27 protein-coding genes are annotated in these 22,884 nt (G+C 64.7%); 18 read left to right on the plus strand and 9 right to left on the minus strand.

Going from position 1 to position 22,884, the window contains the following annotated elements; translation table 11 throughout:
- Positions 1–85: 85 nt before the first annotated feature.
- From minC to minE, 3 genes are read left to right on the plus strand one after another with little or no spacing between them, the layout of a single operon-like run.
- Positions 86–832, plus strand: coding sequence for a septum site-determining protein MinC (gene minC / locus LSQ66_RS21220; RefSeq protein WP_231767151.1), 747 nt, complete (start codon positions 86–88; stop codon positions 830–832).
- Between the two features lie 37 nt (positions 833–869).
- Positions 870–1,685, plus strand: a complete 816-nt coding sequence (gene minD, locus LSQ66_RS21225) for a septum site-determining protein MinD (protein WP_231767152.1) — start codon at positions 870–872, stop codon at positions 1,683–1,685.
- Positions 1,685–1,936, plus strand: a complete 252-nt coding sequence (gene minE, locus LSQ66_RS21230) for a cell division topological specificity factor MinE (protein ID WP_231767153.1) — start codon at positions 1,685–1,687, stop codon at positions 1,934–1,936. Before minD ends, minE begins: the two co-directional genes overlap by 1 nt.
- Positions 1,937–1,966: 30 nt before the next feature.
- On the opposite strand, the gene LSQ66_RS21235 is transcribed toward minE, so the two are convergent.
- Entirely contained in the window at positions 1,967–2,431 is a 465-nt protein-coding gene (locus tag LSQ66_RS21235; RefSeq protein WP_231770171.1) for a hypothetical protein, read from the minus strand.
- A gap of 214 nt (positions 2,432–2,645) precedes the next feature.
- Between LSQ66_RS21235 and LSQ66_RS21240 the strand changes: the two genes are divergently transcribed.
- From LSQ66_RS21240 to LSQ66_RS21270, 7 genes are all read left to right on the plus strand, one after another.
- Complete coding sequence (locus LSQ66_RS21240) at positions 2,646–3,335, plus strand: response regulator transcription factor (protein ID WP_231767154.1); 690 nt, start codon at positions 2,646–2,648, stop codon at positions 3,333–3,335.
- An 81-nt stretch (positions 3,336–3,416) separates the two neighbouring features.
- Positions 3,417–4,691 (plus strand): glutamyl-tRNA reductase, encoded by a 1,275-nt coding sequence (gene hemA / locus LSQ66_RS21245; RefSeq protein WP_231767155.1) that lies wholly within the window; start codon positions 3,417–3,419, stop codon positions 4,689–4,691.
- A gap of 85 nt (positions 4,692–4,776) precedes the next feature.
- Positions 4,777–5,853: a peptide chain release factor 1 gene (prfA, locus tag LSQ66_RS21250; protein WP_231767156.1), complete on the plus strand. Its 1,077-nt coding sequence runs from the start codon at positions 4,777–4,779 to the stop codon at positions 5,851–5,853.
- Between the two features lie 51 nt (positions 5,854–5,904).
- Complete coding sequence (locus LSQ66_RS21255) at positions 5,905–6,372, plus strand: disulfide bond formation protein B (RefSeq protein ID WP_231767157.1); 468 nt, start codon at positions 5,905–5,907, stop codon at positions 6,370–6,372.
- Positions 6,369–7,202 (plus strand): peptide chain release factor N(5)-glutamine methyltransferase, encoded by an 834-nt coding sequence (prmC, locus tag LSQ66_RS21260; RefSeq protein WP_231767158.1) that lies wholly within the window; start codon positions 6,369–6,371, stop codon positions 7,200–7,202. The genes LSQ66_RS21255 and prmC overlap by 4 nt, the downstream gene beginning before the upstream one ends.
- Before the next feature lie 133 nt (positions 7,203–7,335).
- Complete coding sequence (gene gshA, locus LSQ66_RS21265) at positions 7,336–8,931, plus strand: glutamate--cysteine ligase (RefSeq protein WP_231767159.1); 1,596 nt, start codon at positions 7,336–7,338, stop codon at positions 8,929–8,931.
- 17 nt (positions 8,932–8,948) lie between these two features.
- Positions 8,949–9,965, plus strand: coding sequence for a histone deacetylase family protein (locus LSQ66_RS21270; protein WP_231767160.1), 1,017 nt, complete (start codon positions 8,949–8,951; stop codon positions 9,963–9,965).
- A 5-nt stretch (positions 9,966–9,970) separates the two neighbouring features.
- Here LSQ66_RS21270 and LSQ66_RS21275 read toward each other — a convergent pair whose 3' ends face one another.
- A complete protein-coding gene (locus LSQ66_RS21275) occupies positions 9,971–10,921 on the minus strand; it encodes a proline dehydrogenase family protein (RefSeq protein ID WP_231767161.1) in 951 nt (316 codons plus the stop codon).
- 84 nt (positions 10,922–11,005) lie between these two features.
- Between LSQ66_RS21275 and LSQ66_RS21280 the strand changes: the two genes are divergently transcribed.
- On the plus strand, positions 11,006–11,893 hold the full coding sequence (locus LSQ66_RS21280; protein WP_231767162.1) for a helix-turn-helix domain-containing protein: 888 nt from the start codon (positions 11,006–11,008) through the stop codon (positions 11,891–11,893).
- On the opposite strand, the gene LSQ66_RS21285 is transcribed toward LSQ66_RS21280, so the two are convergent.
- Genes LSQ66_RS21285 through LSQ66_RS24760 form a run of 3 tightly spaced genes read right to left on the minus strand, consistent with a single transcriptional unit; the run spans position 11,881 to position 14,070 of the window.
- On the minus strand, positions 11,881–13,167 hold the full coding sequence (locus LSQ66_RS21285; protein WP_231767163.1) for an ATP-binding protein: 1,287 nt from the start codon (positions 13,165–13,167) through the stop codon (positions 11,881–11,883). The two genes, LSQ66_RS21280 and LSQ66_RS21285, sit on opposite strands and share 13 nt — an antisense overlap.
- Positions 13,168–13,193: 26 nt before the next feature.
- Positions 13,194–13,934 (minus strand): response regulator, encoded by a 741-nt coding sequence (locus LSQ66_RS21290; RefSeq protein ID WP_231767164.1) that lies wholly within the window; start codon positions 13,932–13,934, stop codon positions 13,194–13,196.
- Positions 13,935–13,941: 7 nt separating this feature from the next.
- Positions 13,942–14,070: a hypothetical protein gene (locus tag LSQ66_RS24760; RefSeq protein WP_269449186.1), complete on the minus strand. Its 129-nt coding sequence runs from the start codon at positions 14,068–14,070 to the stop codon at positions 13,942–13,944.
- A gap of 174 nt (positions 14,071–14,244) precedes the next feature.
- Between LSQ66_RS24760 and LSQ66_RS21295 the strand changes: the two genes are divergently transcribed.
- Together LSQ66_RS21295 and LSQ66_RS21300 are read left to right on the plus strand one after the other, a co-directional pair.
- On the plus strand, positions 14,245–14,946 hold the full coding sequence (locus LSQ66_RS21295) for a cytochrome c biogenesis CcdA family protein (protein WP_231770172.1): 702 nt from the start codon (positions 14,245–14,247) through the stop codon (positions 14,944–14,946).
- A 2-nt stretch (positions 14,947–14,948) separates the two neighbouring features.
- The gene (locus LSQ66_RS21300) at positions 14,949–15,470 is read left to right on the plus strand and encodes a thioredoxin family protein (protein WP_231767165.1); all 522 of its coding nucleotides are present in this window, start codon (positions 14,949–14,951) and stop codon (positions 15,468–15,470) included.
- Positions 15,471–15,473: 3 nt separating this feature from the next.
- Here LSQ66_RS21300 and LSQ66_RS21305 read toward each other — a convergent pair whose 3' ends face one another.
- Both LSQ66_RS21305 and LSQ66_RS21310 read right to left on the minus strand, forming a co-directional pair.
- Entirely contained in the window at positions 15,474–16,601 is a 1,128-nt protein-coding gene (locus LSQ66_RS21305) for a nuclear transport factor 2 family protein (RefSeq protein WP_231767166.1), read from the minus strand.
- A 110-nt stretch (positions 16,602–16,711) separates the two neighbouring features.
- Complete coding sequence (locus tag LSQ66_RS21310) at positions 16,712–17,722, minus strand: helix-turn-helix transcriptional regulator (RefSeq protein ID WP_231767167.1); 1,011 nt, start codon at positions 17,720–17,722, stop codon at positions 16,712–16,714.
- 148 nt (positions 17,723–17,870) lie between these two features.
- Between LSQ66_RS21310 and LSQ66_RS21315 the strand changes: the two genes are divergently transcribed.
- Positions 17,871–18,914 carry a hypothetical protein gene (locus tag LSQ66_RS21315; RefSeq protein WP_231767168.1) on the plus strand — a complete coding sequence of 348 codons (1,044 nt, stop codon included), beginning with the start codon at positions 17,871–17,873 and terminating at the stop codon, positions 18,912–18,914.
- Positions 18,915–18,918: 4 nt separating this feature from the next.
- Here LSQ66_RS21315 and LSQ66_RS21320 read toward each other — a convergent pair whose 3' ends face one another.
- Positions 18,919–19,731: a helix-turn-helix domain-containing protein gene (locus LSQ66_RS21320; protein WP_231767169.1), complete on the minus strand. Its 813-nt coding sequence runs from the start codon at positions 19,729–19,731 to the stop codon at positions 18,919–18,921.
- 135 nt (positions 19,732–19,866) lie between these two features.
- On the opposite strand from LSQ66_RS21320, the gene LSQ66_RS21325 reads away from it, so the two are divergent.
- The 4 genes from LSQ66_RS21325 (at position 19,867) to LSQ66_RS21340 (ending at position 22,284) form a co-directional block, all read left to right on the plus strand.
- A complete protein-coding gene (locus LSQ66_RS21325; RefSeq protein ID WP_231767170.1) occupies positions 19,867–20,817 on the plus strand; it encodes an alpha/beta fold hydrolase in 951 nt (316 codons plus the stop codon).
- A gap of 173 nt (positions 20,818–20,990) precedes the next feature.
- Positions 20,991–21,416: an organic hydroperoxide resistance protein gene (locus LSQ66_RS21330; RefSeq protein ID WP_231767171.1), complete on the plus strand. Its 426-nt coding sequence runs from the start codon at positions 20,991–20,993 to the stop codon at positions 21,414–21,416.
- Between the two features lie 56 nt (positions 21,417–21,472).
- Positions 21,473–21,790, plus strand: a complete 318-nt coding sequence (locus LSQ66_RS21335) for a DUF4148 domain-containing protein (protein ID WP_231767172.1) — start codon at positions 21,473–21,475, stop codon at positions 21,788–21,790.
- A gap of 41 nt (positions 21,791–21,831) precedes the next feature.
- A complete protein-coding gene (locus tag LSQ66_RS21340; protein WP_231767173.1) occupies positions 21,832–22,284 on the plus strand; it encodes a GNAT family N-acetyltransferase in 453 nt (150 codons plus the stop codon).
- A gap of 43 nt (positions 22,285–22,327) precedes the next feature.
- On the opposite strand, the gene LSQ66_RS21345 is transcribed toward LSQ66_RS21340, so the two are convergent.
- The gene (locus LSQ66_RS21345) at positions 22,328–22,792 is read right to left on the minus strand and encodes an FKBP-type peptidyl-prolyl cis-trans isomerase (RefSeq protein WP_231767174.1); all 465 of its coding nucleotides are present in this window, start codon (positions 22,790–22,792) and stop codon (positions 22,328–22,330) included.
- Positions 22,793–22,884 lie beyond the last annotated feature (92 nt).

A 22,884-nucleotide genomic window follows, 5' to 3' on the forward strand; every position in this document is an offset into this window, starting at 1 on the left:
CGGAAAGCCGCATGAAAGCTCCACACGGCCGAATTTACAAAGTAGAATGCGGGTGCCCGGGCGCGCCCGCATTTTTACTTTCGTCATGTCGTTAAAGAAGCCTATCGAAATCAAGATTTCCACCGTCGTCGCCGTTTCCGCCATCCTGCGGACCGCCGACGGCTCCGCCCTCGACGCCGCCCTGCGGCACATGACCGGCGGCGTATCCGACTTCTTCGAGGGCGACCTGGCAGTCATCGACGTTGGCGACCTGGCCCCGGAAAGCCTCATCGACTGGGCGGCCACCATCGCCCTGCTCAGGAAATACAATCTCAATCCCGTCGCCGTGCGCAACGCAACGCCGGACATGATCGAAGCGATCCAGGCCCACGGCCTCTCGCTCGACAGCGGCAAGCGCGAGGAGGCTCCGGCCGCGGCAGCCGCGGCGCCCGCGCCAGCTCCCGCCCCGGCTCCCGCTCCGGCGGCCCCCGCCGCAACGCCTTTCGCAGGCACCATGATCATCGATACCCCGGTCCGCGCCGGACAGCGCATCTACGCGCGCGGCGGCGACCTGGTGGTGATGGCGATGGTGAACAACGGCGCCGAAGTCATTGCCGACGGCAGCATCCACGTCTACGGAGCCCTGAACGGCCGCGCCCTGGCAGGCGCCTCCGGCGACCAGCGCGCGCGCATTTTTGCGCAGTCCATGGCGCCCGAGCTGGTGTCGATCGCGGGCGTCTACCGCACCTTCGAGGACGGTTTTCCGGCCGAACAGGCGCGCCAGCCCGCACAAATCAGGCTCATGGGGGACCGCTTAGAGATACAATCTGTCAATTCTGCAACCCGCGCCTGAGTTCACAGGACGCTTAGCTCACCCAAAAGGATAATCCGTGGCAAGAATTATTGTTGTAACGTCCGGTAAGGGCGGTGTCGGCAAGACGACCTCCAGCGCCAGCTTCTCCAGCGGGCTCGCCCTGCGTGGCCACAAGACCGTGGTGATCGACTTCGACGTCGGCCTGCGCAACCTGGACCTGATCATGGGCTGCGAGCGCCGCGTGGTCTACGACCTGATCAACGTGATCAACAAGGAAGCGACGCTCAACCAGGCGCTCATCAAGGACAAGCACACCGACAACCTCTTCATCCTGCCCGCCTCGCAGACGCGCGACAAGGACGCCCTGAGCGAAGACGGCGTGGAAGAAGTGCTGGCCGAGCTGATCAAGATGGGCTTCGAATACATCATCTGCGATTCGCCCGCGGGCATCGAGCACGGCGCGCTGATGGCGCTGACCTTTGCCGACGAAGCGCTGATCGTGACCAACCCGGAAGTCTCCTCGGTGCGCGATTCCGACCGCATCCTGGGCATCATCCAGGCCAAGTCGCGCCGCGCGCAATCGGGCGGCGAGCCGGTGAAGGAGCACCTGCTGATCACCCGCTACTCGCCCAAGCGCGTGGAAGCGGGCGAGATGCTGTCCTATACGGACGTGCAGGAAATCCTGCGCATTCCGCTGATCGGCGTGATTCCCGAGTCCGAGCAGGTGCTGCACGCCTCGAACCAGGGCAATCCGGCGATCCACTTCAAGGGCACGGACGTGGCCGAGGCGTATGAAGACGTGATCGCGCGCTTCCTGGGCGAAGACCGGCCGCTGCGCTTCACTTCCTACGAAAAGCCTGGCCTGCTGCAGCGCATCTTTGGAGCGAAATAATGGCACTCCTCGATTTCCTGTTCCAGAACAAGCCCAAGACGGCGACGGCGGCCAAGGAACGGCTGCAAGTGATCATCGCGCGCGAGCGCAACGGCCGCGCCGGTCCGGACTTCCTGCCCGCGATGCACAAGGAACTGATCGAAGTGATCTCCAAGTACACCAAGGTGAACGCGGACGACATCAAGATCTCCCTCGACCGCCAGGGCAACCTCGAAGTCCTCGACGTCAACGTCATCCTTCCCGACGCCTGATAGCTCGGCGCGCTGAGGCCGCCCGCGGCCTCAGCGGGCGGTGACGAGTTCCTGGGCGACGCGGGCGCAGGCGTCCACGTGCTGGTAGCCGATCTGGCGGAAGGCGAAGAAGCCGATTGCCGCCGAGGCCGCCTGGCCCGCGAGCGGCACCACCTTGCTCGCCTGCTTCGCCAGCAGCTTTACCCCGCTGCGCCGGATCAGCTTCAATACCACTTCCCGCGTCACGATCTTCCCCACCAGCATGCTGCCCACGCCCATCGCCGCCTCATAGGCGATCAGGCGGAATTTGGGCTGAAGGCGGTCAATCTGCTCCGGCGTGAGGCCGAATTCGCGGTTCACGTCCTCGATCAGCTGGGTAAACAGGCGCAGGTCGGAGATCACGTCCATGCCCGGAATGGGCACCGCCGCCAGCCCGGCCGACATCGTCGCCCGCCGCCGCACCAGGCGCCGGCAACGCTCCCGCACTTCCGCTATTTCCTGCGCGCTGGCAGGCATCACTGTCCACTCTTCCGCCACAGTCGCCACCATTAAAAGATTGCCAAATGTAAATGGCCATTGAAAAGGGGGTCTAACAAGTGTACCGTGTAATCGCCAGGCGGCTCCGCACCGCAACAAAGTATCGTTCTCAATAGAAATATTTGGTTTATTTTGAAACTTTTCTTGTAAATCTCTGTTATATTCCTGTGACCAAGCCTTAACTTCCGCTTACATGAGAATTGTAGTCCTCGACCACGACCGCACCCAGACCGATTTGATCAGCCAAGTCCTGACGTCGGCCGGCCATGCCTGTCATGGCGTGCAGAGCGCCAAGGACCTGCTGGCGCAGTTGCGCAAGGACAACTACGACATGCTGATCATGGACTGGCAGGTGGACGGCATGTCCGCCGCCGAGCTCCTGCGCAAGGCCCGCGAGCGGCTGACCGAGAAGGCGCCCGTGATGTTCATGACCACCGCCTCCGGCGAGGACGATATCGTGGCCGGCCTGGATGCGGGCGCGGACGATTACATGATCAAACCGCTGCGCCGCAGCGAACTGGTGGCCCGGGTGCAGGCCCTGCTCCGGCGCGCCTTCCCCAGCCAGAACGGCGCGGAGCAGCTGCAGTTCGGCCAGTACGTCTTCGAAACCCGTCCCGGCCGCCTGTTGATGGATGGCAATGTCCTGGACGTGACGCACAAGGAGTTCTACCTGGCGCTGCTGTTTTTCCGCAACATCGGGCGCCCCCTGTCCCGCGCCTACATCCACGAGGCCGTCTGGATCCGGGAAACCGACGTGCCTTCCCGCACCATGGACACCCACGTGTCCCGCGTGCGCAACAAGCTGCAGCTCAAGCCTGAGAACGGCTTCCGCCTGGTGCCCGTGTACAGCTACGGCTACCGCCTGGAAAAGCTGGGCGCCTGAGACATTCTGTCCCTGCGGGGGCCGGGCCCCCTCTGCCGCAGCGCGTTATAATGTGCGGCAACGACCCTATCTATTCCGGAAATGCAGCTCCTTGCCGTCGGCCTGAACCACACCACTGCTCCGCTCGCCCTGCGCGAGCGGCTGGCGTTCGCGCCTGAGCAGCTGGGCACGGCGGTCGCGGCGGCGCGCAACTGGTTCCAGCGCCTGGATTCGCGCGGCAGCGACGAGGCAGCCATCCTGTCCACCTGCAACCGCACCGAGCTCTATGCCGCCAGCCATGCGGACAATCCGCTCGACGCGGGCGCCCATTTCCTGGCCGATTTCCACCAGCTGAACTATTCCGAGCTGCGCCCGCACCTTTACATGCTGCCGCAGCACGACGCCGTGCGCCACACCTTCCGCGTCGCCTCCGGCCTCGATTCGATGGTGCTGGGCGAAACCCAGATCCTGGGCCAGATCAAGGACGCCATCCGCACCGCCGACGAAGCGGGCGGCCTGGGCACCTACCTGCACCAGCTCTTCCAGCGCAGCTTCTCGGTCGCCAAGGAAGTGCGCAGCACCACCGAGATCGGCGCGCACAGCGTGTCGATGGCGGCGGCCGCCGTGCGCCTGTCCCAGCGCATCTTCGACAAGCTCGCGGACCAGAATGTGCTCTTCATCGGCGCGGGCGAGATGATCGAGCTGTGCGCCACGCACTTCGCGGCGCAGAACCCGAAGTCGATCACCATCGCCAACCGCACCATGGAGCGCGGCGAAAGCCTGGCCCACCGCTTCAACGGGAAGGCCATGCGCCTGGCCGAGCTGCAGAACCAGCTGCACCAGTTCGACATCGTCATCTCCTGCACCGCCTCTTCGCTGCCGCTGATCGGCCTGGGCATGGTGGAACGCGCAGTGAAAGCGCGCCGCCACAAGCCCATGTTCATGGTGGACCTGGCCGTGCCGCGCGATATCGAAGCCGAAGTGGGCCGCCTCAACGACGTCTTCCTCTACACCGTGGACGACCTGGGCAAGGTAGTCCAGACGGGCATGGAAAACCGCCAGGCCGCCGTGGCGCAGGCCGAAGCCATTATCGAAACGCGCGTGCAGTCCTTCATGCACTGGATCGACGACCGCGCCGTGGTGCCGGTGATCCAGGGCCTGCAGGAGAACGGCGAAGCGATCCGCCTGCTGGAACTGGAGCGCGCGCGCAAGCTGCTGGCCAAGGGCGAAGACATCGACACCGTGCTCGAAGCGCTGTCCAAGGGCCTTACGGCCAAGTTCATGCACGGCCCGCAGCAGGCGCTGCACAGCGCAAAGGGCGACGAGCGCGCCCAGCTGGCCGAACTGCTGCCACAGCTGTTCCGCGGCCGCCGTTAGCGGCGCCGCCTTCTTCTGCTGCCTTGCTGGCGGCGTCCCCTTGCATGTCCCGCGCCGCACCGGCGCATTCACACCGAATCGAACCATGAAACCATCAATGCTGGCCAAGCTGGACCAACTCGCCAACCGCCTCGTGGAGCTGGACGAACTGCTCATGTCCGAAAGCGCGACGTCGAACATGGACAGCTATCGCAAGATGACGCGCGAGCACGCGGAGCTGCAGCCGCTGGTGGCCCTGTACAAGGACTACCAGCAGGCGCAGAGCGACATCGCCGAAGCGCAGGACATGCTCTCCGACCCGGACATGAAGGACTTCGCGCAGGAAGAAATCGAAAACGGCAAGGCGCGCCTGGCGGAGCTGGAACTGGACCTGCAGAAGATGCTGCTGCCGAAGGACGCGAACGACGAACGCAACATCTTCCTCGAGATCCGCGCGGGCACGGGCGGCGACGAATCGGCCCTGTTCGCGGGCGACCTGCTGCGCATGTACACGCGCTTCGCGGAGCGCAGCCGCTGGCAGGTGGAGATCGTGAGCGCATCCGAGAGCGACCTGGGTGGCTACCGCGAAGTGATCGCGCGCATTGTCGGCAACGGCGCCTACTCCAAGCTCAAGTTCGAATCCGGCGGCCACCGCGTGCAGCGCGTGCCCGCAACCGAAACGCAGGGCCGCATCCACACCTCCGCCTGCACCGTGGCCGTGATGCCCGAAGCCGACGAAGTGGAGGACGTGCACATCAACCCCGCCGACCTGCGCATCGACACCTTCCGCGCCTCGGGCGCGGGCGGACAGCACATCAACAAGACCGATTCGGCGGTGCGCATCACCCACATCCCGAGCGGCATCGTGGTCGAATGCCAGGACGACCGCTCGCAGCACAAGAACAAGGCCTCGGCGATGAAGGTGCTTGCGGCGCGCATCAAGGACGTGCAGCTGCGCGAGCAGCAGAGCAAGGAAGCGGCCACGCGCAAGAGCCTGATCGGCAGCGGCGACCGCAGCGAGCGCATCCGCACCTACAACTTCCCTCAAGGCCGCATGACGGACCACCGCATCAACCTCACCCTCTACAAGCTGGACATGATCATGGACGGCGACCTGAGCGAGCTCACCACGGCCCTCGCCGCCGAACACCAGGCCGAGCAGCTCGCCGCCCTTGGCGACTGAGGCGCGATTTGTGCGAGAATGGCGCGGCCTAACTTTTGCGATGATTACACGATGAATTCACGCTCCATTCTTCTCGCTACCGCCGCCGTGAGCTTTGGCCTGATCGGCGTGGCCCTGTATCTGCAGCATGCGATGAACATGCTGCCCTGCCCCCTCTGCGTGATCCAGCGCTATCTGTTCATCGCCATCGGTATTGGCGCGCTGATCGGGGCCTTCTCGCAGAAGCCCAAGCTGGGCGCGGGCATCGGCCTGCTGGCGGCGCTCGGCGGCCTCGGTGTGGTGGGCAAGCATCTGTATGTGCTCGCCCACCCCGGCCTGTCCTGCGGCATCGATCCGCTGGAAACGGCATTGAACAAGATCCCCACCGCCACCGCCCTGCCCTTCCTGTTCCAGGCGGACGGCCTGTGCGAGAACGCGACCGACGCGCTGTTCGGCCTCTCCATTCCGCAGTGGTCCGCCGTGTGGTTCGGCATCCTCACGCTGACCCTCATCTGGGTGCTGCTGCGCCGCCGCGCATGACACGGCTGGTCGCTCCCGGCACCACGCTCGCCGCCCTGCAGCGACAGCCCCTGCTCGATCCGGTGGACCAGCGGCTGCTGGTCTGCCATGCCCTGAACGTATCCCGCACGGCCCTCATCACGCAGGCCGACCGCGCCCTCGATGAGGACGAGGCGCTGCGCCTTTCCGGACTGCTGCAGCGCCGCCTGGACGGCGAACCCGTCGCCTATATCCTCGGCCGCCGCGAGTTCTATGGCCTGGATTTCGAAGTCGGCCCCACCGTGCTGATTCCCCGCCCCGAAACGGAGCTGCTGGTCGAGCTGGCGATGGAGCGCCTGCCCACGCAAGGCCGCATGCTGGACATGGGCACAGGCAGCGGCGCCATTGCGGTGGCCGTGGCACACACGCGGCGCGACGCGAACGTGACGGCGCTGGATGTGAGCCCCGAGGCTCTCGCCACCGCAAGCCGCAATGCCTCGGCCCACGGGGCTTCCGTACGTTTTCTCGCCAGCGACTGGTACTCGGCCGTCGGCGGCGAGACCTTCGAGCTGATCGTCTCCAATCCTCCCTATATCGCGGCGGGAGACCGCCATCTGTCCGAAGGCGATCTGCGCTTCGAACCCACCAGCGCGCTCACCGATCATGCCGACGGCCTGTCCGCCCTGCGCACGATCGTCGCCGGGGCCCCGGCCCACCTCGTTCCGCAGGGCTGGCTGCTCATGGAGCATGGCTACGACCAGGCCGAAGCCGTGCGCGCGTCGCTCGCGCAGCAGGGCTTTACCGAGGTCCGGAGCTGGGCCGACCTGGCGGGCATCGAGCGTGTCAGCGGCGGCCGCCGTCCGCCGACTTAGGTGCGCCAGCGCGCGGAAACACCGCGCCCCGTTTTGCTAAAATGGCATTTTTGGGGCCCGCCACACGCGCCTTGCCGATTTCGGTTACTCTCCCACCAATCTTTTGTTAGCTGCACAAGAAAGGAAGAGCATATTGTCCAATCTATTGACCCGCCGTCTGGCCCTGCTGGCCGAGGAACGGCACCGCGAGGTGCTGCGGGGCGGCTTGCGCGGCATTGAGCGGGAGACCCTGCGGGTGCGTCCGGATGGACACCTGGCCAGTACGCCACATCCCCTTGCACTGGGCTCCGCCCTCACGCACGAACAGATCACGACCGACTACGCCGAGACCCTGCTGGAGTTCATCACTCCCGCCGAAAACGACATCGCCATCACGCTGGACAAGCTGAACTCCATCCACCGCTTCGCCTACGCCCACCTGGGCGACGAACTGCTGTGGAGCCAGTCCATGCCCTGCCAGCTCCCGGCCGAAGAGGACATCGAGATCGCCTGGTATGGCAAGTCCAACCTGGGCATGCTGAAGCACGTGTACCGCCGCGGCCTGGCCCTGCGCTACGGGAAGGCGATGCAGTGCATCGCGGGCATTCACTACAACTATTCGCTGGACGAGCGCCTGTGGCGCATCCTGGACGATCACGAGACCACGGGCCGCCGCCTCTCGCCCATGGCCTACCAGTCGGAAGCCTACCTGGCCACGATCCGCAACTTCCGCCGCTACAGCTGGCTGCTCATGTACCTGTTCGGCGCATCGCCCGCCCTGAACAGCAGCTTCCTGCGCGGCCGTCCGCACAAGCTGGAGACCCTGTCGAACGACACGCTCTACCTGCCCTATGCGACCAGCCTGCGCATGAGCGACCTGGGCTACCAGAACGACGCCCAGTCCGGCCTGCGCCCGCACGAGAATAGCCTGGACAGCTATGTGGCCACACTCACGCGCGCCGTGAACCAGCCGTACGAGCCTTACCAGAAGATCGGCGTGAAGAACGAGAAGGGCGAGTGGCAGCAGCTCTCGACCAACGTGATCCAGATCGAGAACGAGTACTACTCCACTATCCGTCCCAAGCGCGTTATCCGCACGGGCGAACGTCCCATCCAGGCGCTGTGCAACCGCGGCGTGCAGTACATCGAAGTGCGCTGCATGGATGTGGACCCGTTCGAGCCGGTCGGCATCAGCGAACAGGCAGGCCGCTTCCTCGACGCCTTCCTGCTGTTCTGCGCCCTGGAGGACAGCCCCACCATCACCACGCTGCAGGGCGAGCATTACGCCAGCAACTTCGCGCGCACCGTGAAGGAAGGCCGCCGTCCGGGCCTGATGCTGGAAAAGGACGGCAAGCCCGTCGCGCTGAAGGAATGGGGCAGTGAGCTGATCGAACGTATCCGCCCCGCCGCCGAACTGCTCGACACCCTGCGCGGCGACCAGGCGCATGCCGAAGCGCTGAAGGTCCAGCAGCTCAAGCTGGACGATCCCGACGCCACGCCATCGGCCGCCGTGCTGCGCGAACTGAATGCGAACGGCAAGTCCTTCGCGGACTTCGGCCTGCGCCAGAGCCAGAAGCACGCCGAATGGTTCCGCGCGCATCCGCCCAGCGCCCTGGAACAATCGTACTTCGAGAAGCTGGCCGAGGAATCGCTGGCCAAACAGGCCGAGATGGAGCGCATCCAGACCGGCAGCTTCGACGACTACGTGACAGCCTACCGCGCCAGCAATCTCTGCCCCAACCGCAGCTGAACGCCGCAGGGGCAGACGTGCTCACTTTCTACAACGAACAGCACGCCCAGCAGCCCGGCGCCGCCGACAGTCCGCAACGGATCGAAGCGGTGCTGGCCGAGCTGGGACGGCGCGGCCTTGGCCGCATTGTCACGCCGCAGAACGTGCCGCTCATGTCGCTGGAGCGCGTGCATACGCCGCGCTACCTGCACTTCCTGCGCACGGCTTGGAATGAATGGGTATCGCTGGCGCCTGCGAATGCGGGGCGCGCGCCTGTCGCCGCTGGCTGGCCGATTCGCGGCAAGCGCGCCGACATCGAGCCGCAGGACTTCAACGCGCGCCTCGGCCTATATTCGGCCGATGCCTCCACCGAGCTTTCTTCCGGAATGTGGACCGCCGCGCGCATGGGCGCAGACTGCGCGGTCAACGCCGCCCACGCCCTGCGCCTGGGAGAGCGCAGCACCTTCGTGCTTACCCGGCCGGCGGGCCACTTCGCGGGCGCCGACTATCTGGCGGGCGGCTGCTATCTGAACAACGCCGCACTGGCTGCCCAGCACCTGCTGGACGACGGCCTGCAGCGCGTCGCGGTCCTGGACCTGGACTATCACCACGGCAGCGGCACCCAGTCCATCTTCTACGAACGGCCTGACGTGTTCTGCATCTCCCTGCACGCCGACCCGCGCGCCGCCTATCCCCATTTCAGCGGCCATGCCGACGAAACCGGCGCCGGCGCGGGCCTGGGCTACAACGCCAATCTGCCGCTTTCTCCAGGAGCGGCGCCTGCCGAATGGTTTGCGGCCCTGGAAACGGCCTGTGTGCGCCTCTCCATGTACCGGCCGGAGGCGCTGGTCGTGGCGCTGGGCGCCAATACCTTCGCGGGCGAGCCGCACAAGGGCTTCGGCCTGCAGGCGGCTGACTATCTGCGCATCGGCGAACGGCTCTCCTATCTCGGTCTGCCCACCTGCTTCGTCTTCGAAGGCGGGAGCGCGCTGCGCGAGCTGGGAACCAACACGGTCAACGTGCTGGAAGGCTTCGAGACGGGCGACCTGGCCTGAGCGGCTCAGGGCCGCAGCAGGTCGATCAGCGCCTGATAGACCCGTACCGGTTCTTCCGATATCCGGTTCAGCACATACAGGAAGTGCTCCGTTCCGAACACCGCGTATTCGCGCGTGGGGAAGCCCTGCGCGCGCAGTCCGTCGATCTGCTCCGTACCCAGGCCGTCCAGGGATTCGAACTCATAGCGTGCCGGGTCCAGGCCTTCGTTTCGGATCATCTCTGCCAGCTCGCCCTGGATCGCGCGATCATGCGTAGCAATCGAACACAGGTGGCCGGAACGCAGCAGCGTTTGCGCGTGGCGGCGGTAGGCGGCTGCCAGCTCGGGGCTGTTGCGTGGATGCGAAACCTCGGGGCCTTCATGGAAGGCGCCTTTTACGAGGCGGATGCGGCCCGGAAGCTTCATCATCGCAGGCAGGTCCTGCTCGCTGCGGTGGCGGCGTGCGGGAACGGTAATGCCTACATGGTGCATGCCCGCCTCTTCGTGCAAACGGCGGTAGATGTCGTAGATCAGGTCCGCCCGTTCGTGGTTCTCCATGGAGACCATCACCTCCCGACCCTCAGCTGCGCGCGCAATGCGCAGCGCATTGCGGTAGCCCAGCTCCGGATCGACGGCCGCTCCCACGTGGGAAAGGTCGAAGGAAATGGAGCAGTCTGCGCCCTGCCGTGCCAGCGCGCCGGCAAGCTGCAGAAAGACTTCGGTCTCCGAGTTGGCAAAGCCTTCGTCATGGACGCTTTCGCCCATGTACTCGGCGGAAGCCCTGTGCCCGCGCGCGGCCATCTCCGCGACGCGGCGAAGAACGTCGTCCACTGTACTCCCGGCGACATAGCGCTGCGCCACCCGCTGCATGAAAGGCTGCAGCAAGGGATCGGTGCAGAAGCGCTCCTTGGCTTCCTCGTTCAGGGCGAAGGCGCGCAGGGCTTCCGCCGCCTGTTCGATCAGATTCTGGTTCTGCATGAAGGCTCCTTGTGGTCGATACCGGAATCATGCCAGCGCTGGCGGCCGCGCGCTTGCCAAAAATTGCTGTGTTAGAGTCAATGCATGAAGCGCGACGACACTTCCATGCTGGCCCGCCCGCAATCGGTCTTCGGCGGCCTGGCTGCCACCGGCCTGGCTCCGCTGCGCCATATGCAGCTGGGGGACGGCATGGCGCTCACGCTATGGGAGCGCGATACGGAGGGGCTGGAGATCGCCTATTCCCAGCCCGGCCACCACACACTCGCCTACTACCTGAAATCCGGCCGCGGCACGCGCCGCCTGGATGGGGCATCGGCCTTGCAGGACGAGGAAATATGCAGCCTGCCGTACGACCACGCGTCGCGCTGGCTGGTGCGGGGCCGGTTGCGCTTTCTCCATCTCTATTTCAAGCCCGAGCTGCTGGAGCGCCGCGCCACACTGGAGCTGGACCGCGACGCACGGCTCGTGCGGCTGGACGACCGGAGCCATGCTCCCGGCGGAGAGCTCCAGCGCCTATGCGGCAGGCTGGCAGTATTGCCGTGGCAAGGTGCGGACGCCCCGATGCAGGCGAATGAGCTCGCGCACGAAACCCTGAGCTGCCTGCTGCGCGCACAGGGCGAAGCGGCGGACGTGCGACTGCGCGGCGGGCTGCAGCCTGCGGTGCGGCGCCGCGTGCGCGATTACATCGAGGCCCATCTGCACGGCGCCCTCACGCTGGGCATGCTGGCGGATGTGGCCTGCATGTCGGAATACCATTTCCTTCGCATGTTCCGCGCATCCTTCGGCTTGCCGCCGCACGCGTGGATCGCCGCACGGCGAATCGACCGCGCGCGGCAGCTGTTGCGCAGTACCGACCTGCCGCTTCAGCGCATCGCGGACGACTGCGGCTACGCGACCTTGAGCCACTTCAGCCACAGTTTCCGCTCTGCGCTGGGTTGCGCGCCCAGCCGGTTCCGGGCTCAGCTCCCTTGAAGCCTGAGCTGAAGCCGCGCAATGAGACCACCGCCCTCCCGGGGATGCAAAGTCAGCTTCGCGTCCATTGCCTGCGCGAGCTGGCGTGCAATGGCGAGGCCAAGCCCGGTGCCGCCTGTCTGCCTGTTGCGTGACGACTCCAGGCGGCGGAAAGGTTCGAACACGGCTTCCAGCATGTCGTCGGGAATGCCCGGGCCCCGGTCCAGAACCTGCAAAGTGATTACGCCGTCGCGGGGAGGACCAGCCTCGACTTCTGCGGAACCCGCGTACTTCAGGGCGTTGTCCACCAGATTGCCGACGATGCGGCGCAAGGCCTGCGGGCGGCTTGTGAGGGTCTGCCCCACCCTGCCACGCAAGCTCACGTTTTCGCCCGCGTCCTGATAGTCCAGAACCAGGCTCTCCAGCAGCGAATCGGGATCGATCGCGCACGGTTCCTCGCTGGCCGCGTGCAGCGTGCGCGCATAGGCCACGCCCTCTTTCACCAGGCCTTCCATCTCCTGCAGGTCCTGCTGGAGCTTTGCCTGCTGCGGTTCCTCGTCCATCATGTCCACACGCAGGCGCATGCGGGTGATCGGCGTTTGCAGGTCATGCGATACCGCCGCGAGAATCTGTACGCGCTCCGCCATGTAGCTGGCGATGCGCTCCTGCATGGCGTTGAAGGCGCGGGCGGCGCGCGCCACCTCGCTGGGGCCATCCTCCGGCATGCGTACAGGTTTCAGGTCCGGCCCCAGCGCGTCGGCCGCATCCGCCAGCTGATGCAAAGGACGCGTTGCCAGGCGAACGGCGATATAGAAGCAGCCCGCCAGCACCAGCAGCTGTGCCGCCAGCACATAAGGCAGCCAGCCCGAGAGAGGCAGGCTGGGCATGGGCCGGATGTCGATGGTCAGCGGCGAGTCGTCGCTGAGCTGAAGGTGGACCTGCAGCCGCTCCTTCTCGCCGGGCACCATATTGGCCGTGAGCGGGTAGCGCGTGCCGATGCCTTCGGCGATCTGCTGCGCAATCTCGGCGGACAGTTTTGCATCCGGCGCCTGACCCGGGATTCCCGGACCGAGGATGAAGCTGTAGCTGCGGCGCGCAAGCCGTGGCAGCCAGGCCTCGCGCTCGGCGGGCGGCAGATGGTCAAGCAGCGCCACCGAGGCCACCACCTCGCGCTCGATATAGCCCACCATCACCTGCGTCATGGACTGGTCGCGCTCCATGCGGGTCAGCCAGAAGGCCAGCCCCTGCGCCACAAGCAGGCCCGCGACAAGGATCAGCGCCAGCCGCGCGGCCATGCTATGAGGCCAATGCCGCAAGCCGCTCATGCTTCACCGCCGGACAGCGTCACCGAGGACGAGAACACATAGCCCTCGCTGCGCAGCGTCTTGATATAGCGCGGCTCGCGCGCCTCGTCGCGCAGGCGCTGGCGCAGGCGGCTCACCAGCAGGTCGATGGAGCGGTCGAACTGGTCGGCCTGCCTCCCCTGGGTCAAGTTCAGCAGCTGGTCGCGCGTGAGCACGCGCTGCGGATGGTCGAGGAAGACCCGCAGCAGGCGATATTCCGCGCCGCTCAGGGCGACCATCACGCCATCTGCGTCGAGCAGGTGGCGCGCCGTGGTGTCGAGACGCCAGTCACCGAAGCGGATGATCTCCGCCGCCTCGGCCAGCTGCATGTTCGGGGGCAGCATGCGCGCACGCCGCAGCACGGCCTTGATGCGGGCCAGCAGCTCTCGCACGGCAAAGGGCTTGGCGAGATAGTCGTCGGCGCCCATTTCGAGGCCGATGATGCGGTCCGTTTCCTCTCCGCGCGCCGTCAGCATCAGCACAGGCACCGTGCGGAACTTGCCCGCGCGGAGTTCACGGCAGAGGGTCAGGCCGTCTTCTCCAGGCAGCATCAGGTCCAGGACGATGAGGTCGGGGACGCCCTGTTCCAGCTCGGCGCGCATCTGGCGGCCATTGGCCGCGACGGCGGTGCGCATGCCGTTCTTCTCGAGATAGGTGGCGATCAGTTCGCGGATGCCGCGGTCGTCGTCGACGATCAATACGTAGTCGGAAGTATCCATGCGGCGATCATACTCCTCGCCGTTTTATCCGTCCGGCGCTGGCCGGAAGCTGGTCGCAGTGCAGCGGCTGGCGCACTTCCGCGGCCACCGCGCCGGCCAGAAAGGCCAGCATGGCAAACAGGCGCTTCATGGTCATGGTGTTCTCCGAATTGGACATGACTGCTTTATAGCGGAAGCCGGTGGGAGTTTTGTATCCCAGTGTATCTGGCCCGTACACATACACAAAACATTGCAAAAACGGGGGATGGACGACACAAGCGGGATACGTGGCGGGGGTCTAATGGCTTCACACCAAACGACGGAGTCCACCATGCACAACCCGCTCGAAATACCGCTCTCCTTCCTCGCTGGACTGTTTACGATCGCGTCGCCCTGCGTGCTCCCGGTGCTGCCCATCCTGCTCGGGAATGCCGTAACGAAGCAGTCGCGCAGCCGGCCCCTGTATATCGTGGCGGGCTTCATCCTCGCCTTCGCCTCCTTCGCCATGCTGCTGGGCGCCGTATCGGCCAGCATCCACATTGCCCAGGAAGCGCTGCGCAACGCCGCCATCGCCCTGCTGGCCATCTCCGGCCTGCTGCGCATCTGGCCCCAGCCCTACGACTGGCTGGCGCAGCACCTGCAGGGATTCGGTTTCGGCGTGCCGCAGGCGGCCAGCAGCGACAGCAACGCGGGCGGCTTCGTGCTGGGCATGTCGCTGGGCGCCGTGTGGACGCCATGCGCGGGCCCCGTTCTTGCCTCCATCCTTGCGCTGGTGGTGAAGGCGCACGACCCCGCGTGGTCCGCATCTTTGGTCACGCTGTACGCCCTGGGCGCGGGCATTCCCATGCTGGCCATTGTGTATGGCGGGCAGCTCGCCACCCAGCGTGTACGCCTGCTGGCGCGCCACGCATTCAGCCTGCAGAAAGTGTTCGGCGCGCTGGTGCTGGCGACGGCACTGGCCATCTATCTGCAGTACGACATCCTGGCCTATGCCTGGGCCTCCAATCTCTTCCCCAACCTGAAAGGACTCTGACCATGCATGCACTTCTCAAAACCCTGGCCGCAGCCGCCGCGCTGGCCACCGCTGCCGCTTCCGTCACCGCCGCGCCGCTGAAAACCAGCGTAAAGGCGCCCGAGTTCGCGGGCATCGAGCAATGGCTGAACAGCGCTCCGCTCACCATGAGCCAGCTGCGCGGCAAGGTCGTACTGGTCGATTTCTGGACCTATTCCTGCATCAACTGCGTGAACACGCTCTCGCATGTCACGAGCTGGCACAGGAAGTACAAGGACCAGGGCCTGGTAATCGTGGGCGTGCACACGCCGGAATACGCCTTCGAGCGCAGCACCGACAATGTGAAGACGGCCATTAAGCGCTTCGGCATCGAATATCCGGTCGCGCAGGACAACCGCTACGCGACCTGGAACGCCTATGACAACCGCTACTGGCCGGCCTTCTACCTGATCGACAAGAGCGGACAGGTCGTCTACACCCACTTCGGCGAAGGCCAGTACGCGGAAACCGAAGCTCTGATCAAGAACCTGCTGGCCCAGAAATAGGCATCAATCCTTCTGCGCCAGCAGGCGGATCATCGCCTCCGCCACGCCGACGGACGACTCCCAGTTCATGCCGGTCACCAGCCGGCCGTCGACCTCGACGTGGCCTTTTCCGTTCTCGCCGTGCGTGAACTTCCCGCCGCGGCGCTTGATGCTGCCCTCCACGGAGAAGGGATAGGCCTTGAATATCGGCGATTCCCTGTTGAGGAAGGCGTCCGGGAAGGAGGTGAGCACCTTGTTCTGGACAAGATAGCTGCCGTCCCTGAGCTTCAGGTTCGTGATGCCTTCCGTGCCCTGGCAGATGGCTGCGAGCACGCCGCCCGGCTGTTCGTAGATATGCATGGCGAACTCCTGCACCGCCCGGTTCTCCGGCACGCCGACGATGGCAGCGCCGCCCCCGATGAAGGCGACGCCCGCATACTCCTCCGGCTTCGCCTCGGCCACGGGCCGGGTGTGCGCGAGCGCCCACATGAAATCGCTGTCGTACAGGTGGCGCTTGATCGTTTCGTCCGAGGTATTGATCATCTCCAGCGGCACGGCGCCGCCATCCGGGCTGACGAAGTCCACGATATAGCCCGCCTTGCGGAACACGTCGTAGGTATAGGCCAGTTCCGGGAAGTTGTTGCCCGTGTTGACCTTGGTGCCGGGGTACTGGTGGGCGTTCGACACCACCAGCGCGATCTTGCGCGCCTGGCTGATGCCTTTTTCGCTGTAGGCGGACTTGCTGACCACCTTCCACGCTCCGCCAATCTTTTTCAGGACGAACACGTCGACGTAGCGGATGCCTTGTCGCGGAACGAGGATCTCCGCCTTGGCTGTAGCCACACTCCCGCCGACGTTCACATGGGCCACGCGGCCCAGGCGGCCGTTGAACTGCCCCTTCCTCTCGTCGGGAAACAGTTTTGCGTATTCCGGGCCGCTCAGCTCCCACACCTGTCCATCCTTGCCGTCCAGGTAAAGGCGGGAGTTCGGATAGAAAGCCTGGTTGATATCGCTCTGCACGTTCAGGCTCGTTCCGCGCAGATAGAGACCGATGGCCTCGCGGACTTCATCTTCGTCGGAAGCGGCGTTCCCGGCGCCCGCAACAGTCAGCAACAGGCAAGCCAGCGCCAGCCGCCGCAAAAATCGATTCATGACCTCACCTCAATAAATACGTTTATCGGAGCAACGAATCTATCGAAGTGACGCGGGCTTGACTCGCAAAACCACGATTCCGCACTCCGGAATCGCGATTCCGGAGGGTTTCAGGCGGCAAATTCGGCGCGGAAGCTGGCGGGCGTCTGCCCGGCGGCCTTCTTGAAGGCGGCAAAGAAGGTGGAACTGGAGTTGAAACCGCAGCGTTCCGCGACGATCTCCAGATTCAGCTGCGGCTCCTCCGTCAGCAGCCGCTTTGCGTCGGCGATGCGGAATTCGTTGACGTAGGCATTGAAACTCTTGCCCAGCCTGTCGTTCAGTACCTGCGACAGGTGCGCCTGGGTGGCCCCTGCTTTTTTCGCAAGCTGGGCCAGCGTCAGGTTCGGATTCAGGTGCAGTTTCTGCCCGACCATGAGCTGCTCCAGCGACGCCGCCAGGGCCAGCGCATCCTCGTTCGCCAGCTTGCTGTTCCGATACTTCTCCTGTGCGCCGGATTCCCGCCGCAGCAGGAACACCATCACGCCGACATGAAGCGAGAAGGTGAAGGACAGCGCGCCCACTATATAAGAAGTGAACGGTGTGCTCACATAGGCAGCTAGGATGAGGAAGCTGCCGCCATAAACGCTGAGCAGGAGCAGATTTCCTGCCGAGCTGCGGCGCCGCGCCTCGAACAGTTCGTGGCGCGCCTTCCAGAGCGCCCAGCCTGCCGCCGCCAGGTAGCAGAACCAGTAAAGATGGATGCCGTACCAGATCTGGAAAGGCGAATACCTGTAGAAGAAACCAAGGCCGATGATCAGGCAAGACAAGCCGAGATGCCAGCGCCATTCGCCGCCTGAAGTCCGCTGCGCAAGCCGGTCGAGCGAATAGCGGACGTAGAGCCAGGTCAGGGGACCGATCAGCAGGCATGCGGACAGCCCCAGCTGGCGGTAAGCGAGCGGAAGCTCAGGGTTAAAGAAGAGGAAAGTCGACTTGGCCGTGCGCACCCCCACGGCAACCAGCAAGGCGCCGAGCATGCAGTCGGCCAGGCTGCGCGGCCGCCGCGTGAAAAAATACACGGCCAGCAGAATGCCGTTGATGGCGCCCAGGGCGCTGAACAGGAACAGTATTTGGCGGGCGATCATGTCGGATGAGGTCCTGATGCGTCATGCCCAGTATATGACAGCCGGGCGGCCGTGATAAAGCGCGTATTTTCGTGTTCTTTCCAGATGGTATCCTGTACGCGCCGCCGTCCAGCATTGGTTTCCCTGCCATTCCCAGGAGTCGACTGCCGTGAAAACGCACCTGCCTGCCAAAGGCGAACCGAAAACGACCGTACCACCCCATCCGGCCGCGCAGTTGCAGAAAGCACCGGAGGGCGCCGACAGGCGCCCGGCAGCAGTGGTTCAAAGGCAGCTTCGCGACATCGCCAACGGCAGCAGGAGGGCGAGCCAGCTGGGCGCCATGTCGGCGTTGGTGAACCATGGGTCCGCTCCCATGCAGGGAGCAGGCGTGGCGCAGCTCCAGGGCAAGGGAGAACGGGCCCTTCAATACGGCATGCTCGGTGCGACGATGGGATCGCGTGCAGGCGTTTACGGCGCGCTGGCCGGGGGCGCGATTGGCGCGGCCTACGGATACCTCTCCGGCACCTCGGCGCCGCCCACTTTCTCCAATCATCACAAGGACCAGTACCAGAGCGAACTTTCCGTCTACGAGGGATGGCGCTCCCGGCTTCCCGATGGCCTGAGCGCCTACCAGAGCGGCGCTTTCTACCGCTACAGCTCCTCCACGGCGGCGGTAATACACAGCATGCTGTGCGAGGGAAAGCTGATGTACACCTATGACACGGAAGACCAGCTGAAGGTATCGGGAAACCACGGGAACATCAAGCATGCGCTCCTGGCAGGCGGCCAGGATGTGTACGCTGCGGGCACGGTCGACCTGGATCATCCGGAGAAAAACAGGCTGGTCACGGCGATCGACGCGGCCAAGATGCGCGTCGAAAACGAAGGCAACATGATAGGCCTGCGGGACGAATTGCAACGCGAGCAGTTCCAGGCCGAGGTGCAGAAAGCGCAAGGCATCCTGCTGTCGATGGGCTTCCGTCCCGATGTGGGCCTGGATGACCTGGTTGGCCGCTATAACAACCTCGCGGTGCGCAAGGCCGACGCCCACCTGGAAGTCACGGAGGACAGCGGGCACTACTCCCCAAGCTACGATTCGGGGCACAAGGCGGTGGAGGCGTGGCGCAATGCGGGATACAAGAAGATCAGCTGGAAACCACGCTGGACAAAAAGGAAATGGATGGGGTCCGTGGTACAGGATGTGAACGAGTAGCGGTTTACTTCAAGCTTCGGCAGAATTGCGCCGTGGCCTCGTCCACGGGAAAACAGCACTCTATGTGGAGTTCCTCGAGCGTGACGTCGCGCGGCGTGCCAAAGGTGGTGATGGTCGAGAAGAAGGTCAGCACCACGTCGCCGCGCTTCAGCACGGTGGTCAGCAGCGGCATGGTCACGGTGGAGAGGTCGCGGGTCCGCCAGCTGGCCGGGACGCCGGGATAGGCCAGGGCCTCCTCCAGCAGCGCCCGCGCGACTGTGTCGCCAGGCGTCCTCGCAACATGATTGTGCAGGTGCCGTATCAGGGTGCCCGCCACTTCCTCCCAGTTCGCGAAGGCAGCACGGAAGTCGTCCGGGTCGAAGAGCTGGCGCACCATGTTCGTGTGCTTGCTGGGCCGCCCGTCCATCATGAAGTTCCCCACACGCTGCGCTCCTTCGTTCGCGGCCAGCACGTCCCAGTGGTGGTTCAGCAGGAAGGCGGGAAAAGGGTCCTGGTGGCCCAGGATGCAGGCGATGGCGTGGTTCATTTGGGCCAGCTCGGGCCGGGCCAGCGCCGTTTCAGGATAGGTCGGCGCAAAACCCGCCGCCGTCAGCAGCGCGTTGCGCTCCCGCAGGGACATGTCCAGGGAATCCGCCAGGCGCGCCAGCATCTCGCGGCTGGGCTGGGCCTTGCCATTTTCGATGTAGCTCAGGTGGCGGGTCGAGAGTCCCGCATCGAGTGCGAGTTCGAGCTGGCTCAGGCGCCGCGCGGAACGCCACTCGCGCAGCAGCACGCCAACCGGTGCCGGGGAAGAGTCGGAATTGGCGGCGGCGCTCATGGTCATTTGCCCATACTACCAGAGGCCGGTTTGAGCGCCATTACCTCGGAGGTAATGGCCCCTTTACCTTCCAGGTAATTGAATCCGGACCTGGTAGCCGCCGATACTGGCATCTCCCGACAACAAGGAGCAGACATGTATCGCAGAGACTTTCTGAAGACGGCTGGCGGCGTACTAAGCGCAGCTTTAATGGTCAACGTGGCGGGCGCCGCGGTGCGCTCCCTGAGCGCCGCGGACTATCATGCCACCCGCCGGTTCGCGGATACGGGTTTCGGCCGCATTGCGTATGTCGAAAGGGGAAGCGGCGATGCGGCGCTCTTCCTGCATGGTTTCCCCCTCAGCAGCTTCCAATGGCGCGGCGTCCTGGAGCGGCTTGCGCCGCACCGGCGCTGCATCGCTCCCGACTTCATGGCGGCCGGCTTTACCGAGGTCGCGGAAGGCCAGAGCGTGATCCCGCGCGCGCAGGCGGCCATGCTGATCGCATTGCTGGACAAGCTGGGCATCGCCAAGGCCGACATTGTGGCGAACGACAGCGGCGGCGCGGTTGCCCAGCTGCTGCTTGTGCACTACCCCGAGCGCGTGCGTTCGGTCATCCTCACCAATTGCGACAGCGAGATCAACTGCCCTCCGCAAGCCATGCAGGTGGTGTTCACCCTGGCCCGCCGCGGCGCGTTCGCGGACGAAATGCTGGCGCCCTGCGTGGCCGACAAGAACAAGGCCCGGCAGCCGGACAATCTGGGAGGCGCCTGCTACGCCAATCCTGCCAACCTCACCGACGAGGTGATCGATTATCACCTTGGCCAGCTGGTGAGCACCCCGAGCCGCAAGGCCCTGGTCAACGCCTACGCGCTGGGACTGGAGCCCAATATTCTCCACGGCGTGGGACCGGCGCTGAAGAAGAGCCGCATTCCCGTGCGCATCCTGTGGGGCATGTCGGATACGGTATTCGCCCCGTCCGATGCGGACTTCCTCGACCGTGCCTTCGGTAACTCGAAGGGCGTGCTGCGCCTGCCGGAGAGCAAACTGTTCTGGCCTGAAGAGCGCCCCGACCTTATCGCCTCCGAGGCGCTGAAGCTTTGGGGTTGAGCTGCGCTCCTGACTCGGAAATCCTGAATAGTGTGTTCAGTTCAGGTATCAAAAAAATCGCTTGCAAGTAGATCGCGTGCTATGTATATTGTCGACATGGACGAAGCGCACAGCGCCAAGCCGGTTAATAAGTAGCACACGATCCAATAGCCAACTATACGAAAGGATTCATCATGTCGATCAAACAAGTTCTGTACCGTGCCAACGCAACTTCCACCGGCGGCCGCGAAGGCCGTTCCGTCAGCAGCGACGGCGTACTGGATGTGAAGCTGACCACGCCGAAAGAATTGGGCGGCAACGGCGCCGTGGGCACCAATCCAGAGCAGCTGTTTGCAGCCGGTTATTCCGCCTGCTTCATCGGCGCCATGAAGTTTGTCGGCGGCCGCGACAAGATCGCCGTGCCTGCTGACGCCTCCATCGATGCCACCGTCGGCATCGGCGCTATCGAAACCGGCTTCGGCATCGAAGTGGAACTGAAGATTTCGCTGCCTGGCCTGGACCGTGCGACCGCCGAAAAGCTGGTTGCCGCCGCCCACATCGTCTGCCCCTATTCGAACGCCACCCGCGGCAATATCGACGTAACCCTGACCATCGTATAAACAGACCCTTGCCGGTGCGGCCTAACGCCGCCCGGCCCAGCTGAAGGAGAGAGATCATGAAAGCATCCACCTTGTTCGCCGCCGCTGCCTTCGCCTTGAGCACCGGCGCCTTTGCCCAGGCTCCGTCCCCGGTCAAAGCCCCCGTCAACACCACCAGCGGTGAAGCCTATCAGGGCGACATCAGCTTCCAGTCTTCGCGTACCCGCGCCGAGGTGAAGGCGGAACTGGCCGCCGCGCAGCGCTCCGGCCAGGTAGACGCCGGCGAAAGCTATCCCTCCGCACCCATCGCCAGCGGTCCGGCCAAGACCCGCGCCCAGGTGCAGGCCGAGTTCGAGCAGGCCAAGGCGCAGGGCCTGATCCGCCACGAAGACTGAGCTGGCTTACAATGAGCGCCCCGACTGAATATGAGGCGCTCATGATTGAATGGCAGTGGCAGGATTTTGGCGGCATTCCAGGCAAGGACCTGTATGAAGTGCTGCGCCAGCGGCAGCAGGTCTTTGTGCTGGAGCAGAAATGCCTGTATCCCGACATCGACGGCTACGATCTCGATGCGCACCACCTGATGGCCTGGCGAACGGTGGACGGACAGCGCCAGCTGGCGGCCTATCTGCGCTGCCTGGCGCCGGGAGCGAAGTATGCCGAGATGTCCCTGGGCCGCGTACTGACCACGGAAGCGGCGCGGGGCAGCGGCATTGGGAGGCAGCTGATCGCCGAAGGCATCCGCCGTGCCGAGGCGCTGCATCCCGGCCACCGCTTCCGCATCGGGGCGCAGCAGTATCTTGAAAAGTTTTATGCCAGTTTCGGCTTCCGCACGGTGAGCGATCCCTACGACGAGGACGGGATCATGCACATCGATATGGTGCGATAAAAAAGCGGCCCGCAGGCCGCTTTTTTCATGCTCCGTGTAGCGCCTAGCGGCTCAGGGAGATCAGTTCCACTTCGAAGACCAGCGCCGAATTGGCAGGAATGACCACCTTGCCGGTTGCATCGGTCTTCTGCTGCGCGCCATAGGCCATTGCCGCAGGGATGACCAGGGTGCGCTTGCCGCCCGGTTTCATGCCCAGGATGCCCTGGTCCCAGCCGGGGATCACGCTGCCGCGGCCAATGGTGAAGCTGAAGGGATTGCCGGTACGGCTGGTTTCGAACTGGTCGCCCTTGTTGCCGGTGGCGGTCGCGGAGTACACCCAGCCGGTGTAATGCACGGTCAGCAGATCGCCGTTGCTGGCTTCCAGGCCGCTGCCCACCACGGTGTCGGTCTTGGTGAAGGCCGGTTGCGCCGGAGTGTTGTCCGCAGGTTTGTCGTCGCCGCCGCCGCCGCAGGCGGTCAGGGTCAGGGCGCAGGCCAGGGCAGCAATAATTTGGAACATCGATTTCATGTGATCTTGCCTCAATTGATTGAACGGTCCCGGCGCCGGGCGCCGAACAAACCGGGAGTGTATCAGACTGCTGCTGGCTGCCGCCAGCAATC

The sequence above is a fragment of the Massilia endophytica genome, assembly GCF_021165955.1.
Lineage (GTDB): Bacteria > Pseudomonadota > Gammaproteobacteria > Burkholderiales > Burkholderiaceae_D > Rugamonas > Rugamonas endophytica.

What these genes read in the sequence shown, in the direction of transcription:
- minC (WP_231767151.1), top strand. Translation starts at nt 86, where the DNA reads ATGTCGTTAAAGAAGCCTATCGAAATCAAGATTTCCACCGTCGTCGCC.
- minE (WP_231767153.1), top strand. Translation starts at nt 1,685, where the DNA reads ATGGCACTCCTCGATTTCCTGTTCCAGAACAAGCCCAAGACGGCGACG.
- LSQ66_RS21235 (WP_231770171.1), bottom strand. Translation starts at nt 2,431, where the DNA reads ATGCCTGCCAGCGCGCAGGAAATAGCGGAAGTGCGGGAGCGTTGCCGG.
- LSQ66_RS21240 (WP_231767154.1), top strand. Translation starts at nt 2,646, where the DNA reads ATGAGAATTGTAGTCCTCGACCACGACCGCACCCAGACCGATTTGATC.
- hemA (WP_231767155.1), top strand. Translation starts at nt 3,417, where the DNA reads ATGCAGCTCCTTGCCGTCGGCCTGAACCACACCACTGCTCCGCTCGCC.
- prfA (WP_231767156.1), top strand. Translation starts at nt 4,777, where the DNA reads ATGAAACCATCAATGCTGGCCAAGCTGGACCAACTCGCCAACCGCCTC.
- LSQ66_RS21255 (WP_231767157.1), top strand. Translation starts at nt 5,905, where the DNA reads ATGAATTCACGCTCCATTCTTCTCGCTACCGCCGCCGTGAGCTTTGGC.
- prmC (WP_231767158.1), top strand. Translation starts at nt 6,369, where the DNA reads ATGACACGGCTGGTCGCTCCCGGCACCACGCTCGCCGCCCTGCAGCGA.
- LSQ66_RS21275 (WP_231767161.1), bottom strand. Translation starts at nt 10,921, where the DNA reads ATGCAGAACCAGAATCTGATCGAACAGGCGGCGGAAGCCCTGCGCGCC.
- LSQ66_RS21280 (WP_231767162.1), top strand. Translation starts at nt 11,006, where the DNA reads ATGAAGCGCGACGACACTTCCATGCTGGCCCGCCCGCAATCGGTCTTC.
- LSQ66_RS21285 (WP_231767163.1), bottom strand. Translation starts at nt 13,167, where the DNA reads ATGGCCGCGCGGCTGGCGCTGATCCTTGTCGCGGGCCTGCTTGTGGCG.
- LSQ66_RS21290 (WP_231767164.1), bottom strand. Translation starts at nt 13,934, where the DNA reads ATGGATACTTCCGACTACGTATTGATCGTCGACGACGACCGCGGCATC.
- LSQ66_RS24760 (WP_269449186.1), bottom strand. Translation starts at nt 14,070, where the DNA reads ATGACCATGAAGCGCCTGTTTGCCATGCTGGCCTTTCTGGCCGGCGCG.
- LSQ66_RS21295 (WP_231770172.1), top strand. Translation starts at nt 14,245, where the DNA reads ATGCACAACCCGCTCGAAATACCGCTCTCCTTCCTCGCTGGACTGTTT.
- LSQ66_RS21300 (WP_231767165.1), top strand. Translation starts at nt 14,949, where the DNA reads ATGCATGCACTTCTCAAAACCCTGGCCGCAGCCGCCGCGCTGGCCACC.
- LSQ66_RS21305 (WP_231767166.1), bottom strand. Translation starts at nt 16,601, where the DNA reads ATGAATCGATTTTTGCGGCGGCTGGCGCTGGCTTGCCTGTTGCTGACT.
- LSQ66_RS21310 (WP_231767167.1), bottom strand. Translation starts at nt 17,722, where the DNA reads ATGATCGCCCGCCAAATACTGTTCCTGTTCAGCGCCCTGGGCGCCATC.
- LSQ66_RS21320 (WP_231767169.1), bottom strand. Translation starts at nt 19,731, where the DNA reads ATGAGCGCCGCCGCCAATTCCGACTCTTCCCCGGCACCGGTTGGCGTG.
- LSQ66_RS21325 (WP_231767170.1), top strand. Translation starts at nt 19,867, where the DNA reads ATGTATCGCAGAGACTTTCTGAAGACGGCTGGCGGCGTACTAAGCGCA.
- LSQ66_RS21330 (WP_231767171.1), top strand. Translation starts at nt 20,991, where the DNA reads ATGTCGATCAAACAAGTTCTGTACCGTGCCAACGCAACTTCCACCGGC.
- LSQ66_RS21335 (WP_231767172.1), top strand. Translation starts at nt 21,473, where the DNA reads ATGAAAGCATCCACCTTGTTCGCCGCCGCTGCCTTCGCCTTGAGCACC.
- LSQ66_RS21340 (WP_231767173.1), top strand. Translation starts at nt 21,832, where the DNA reads ATGATTGAATGGCAGTGGCAGGATTTTGGCGGCATTCCAGGCAAGGAC.
- LSQ66_RS21345 (WP_231767174.1), bottom strand. Translation starts at nt 22,792, where the DNA reads ATGAAATCGATGTTCCAAATTATTGCTGCCCTGGCCTGCGCCCTGACC.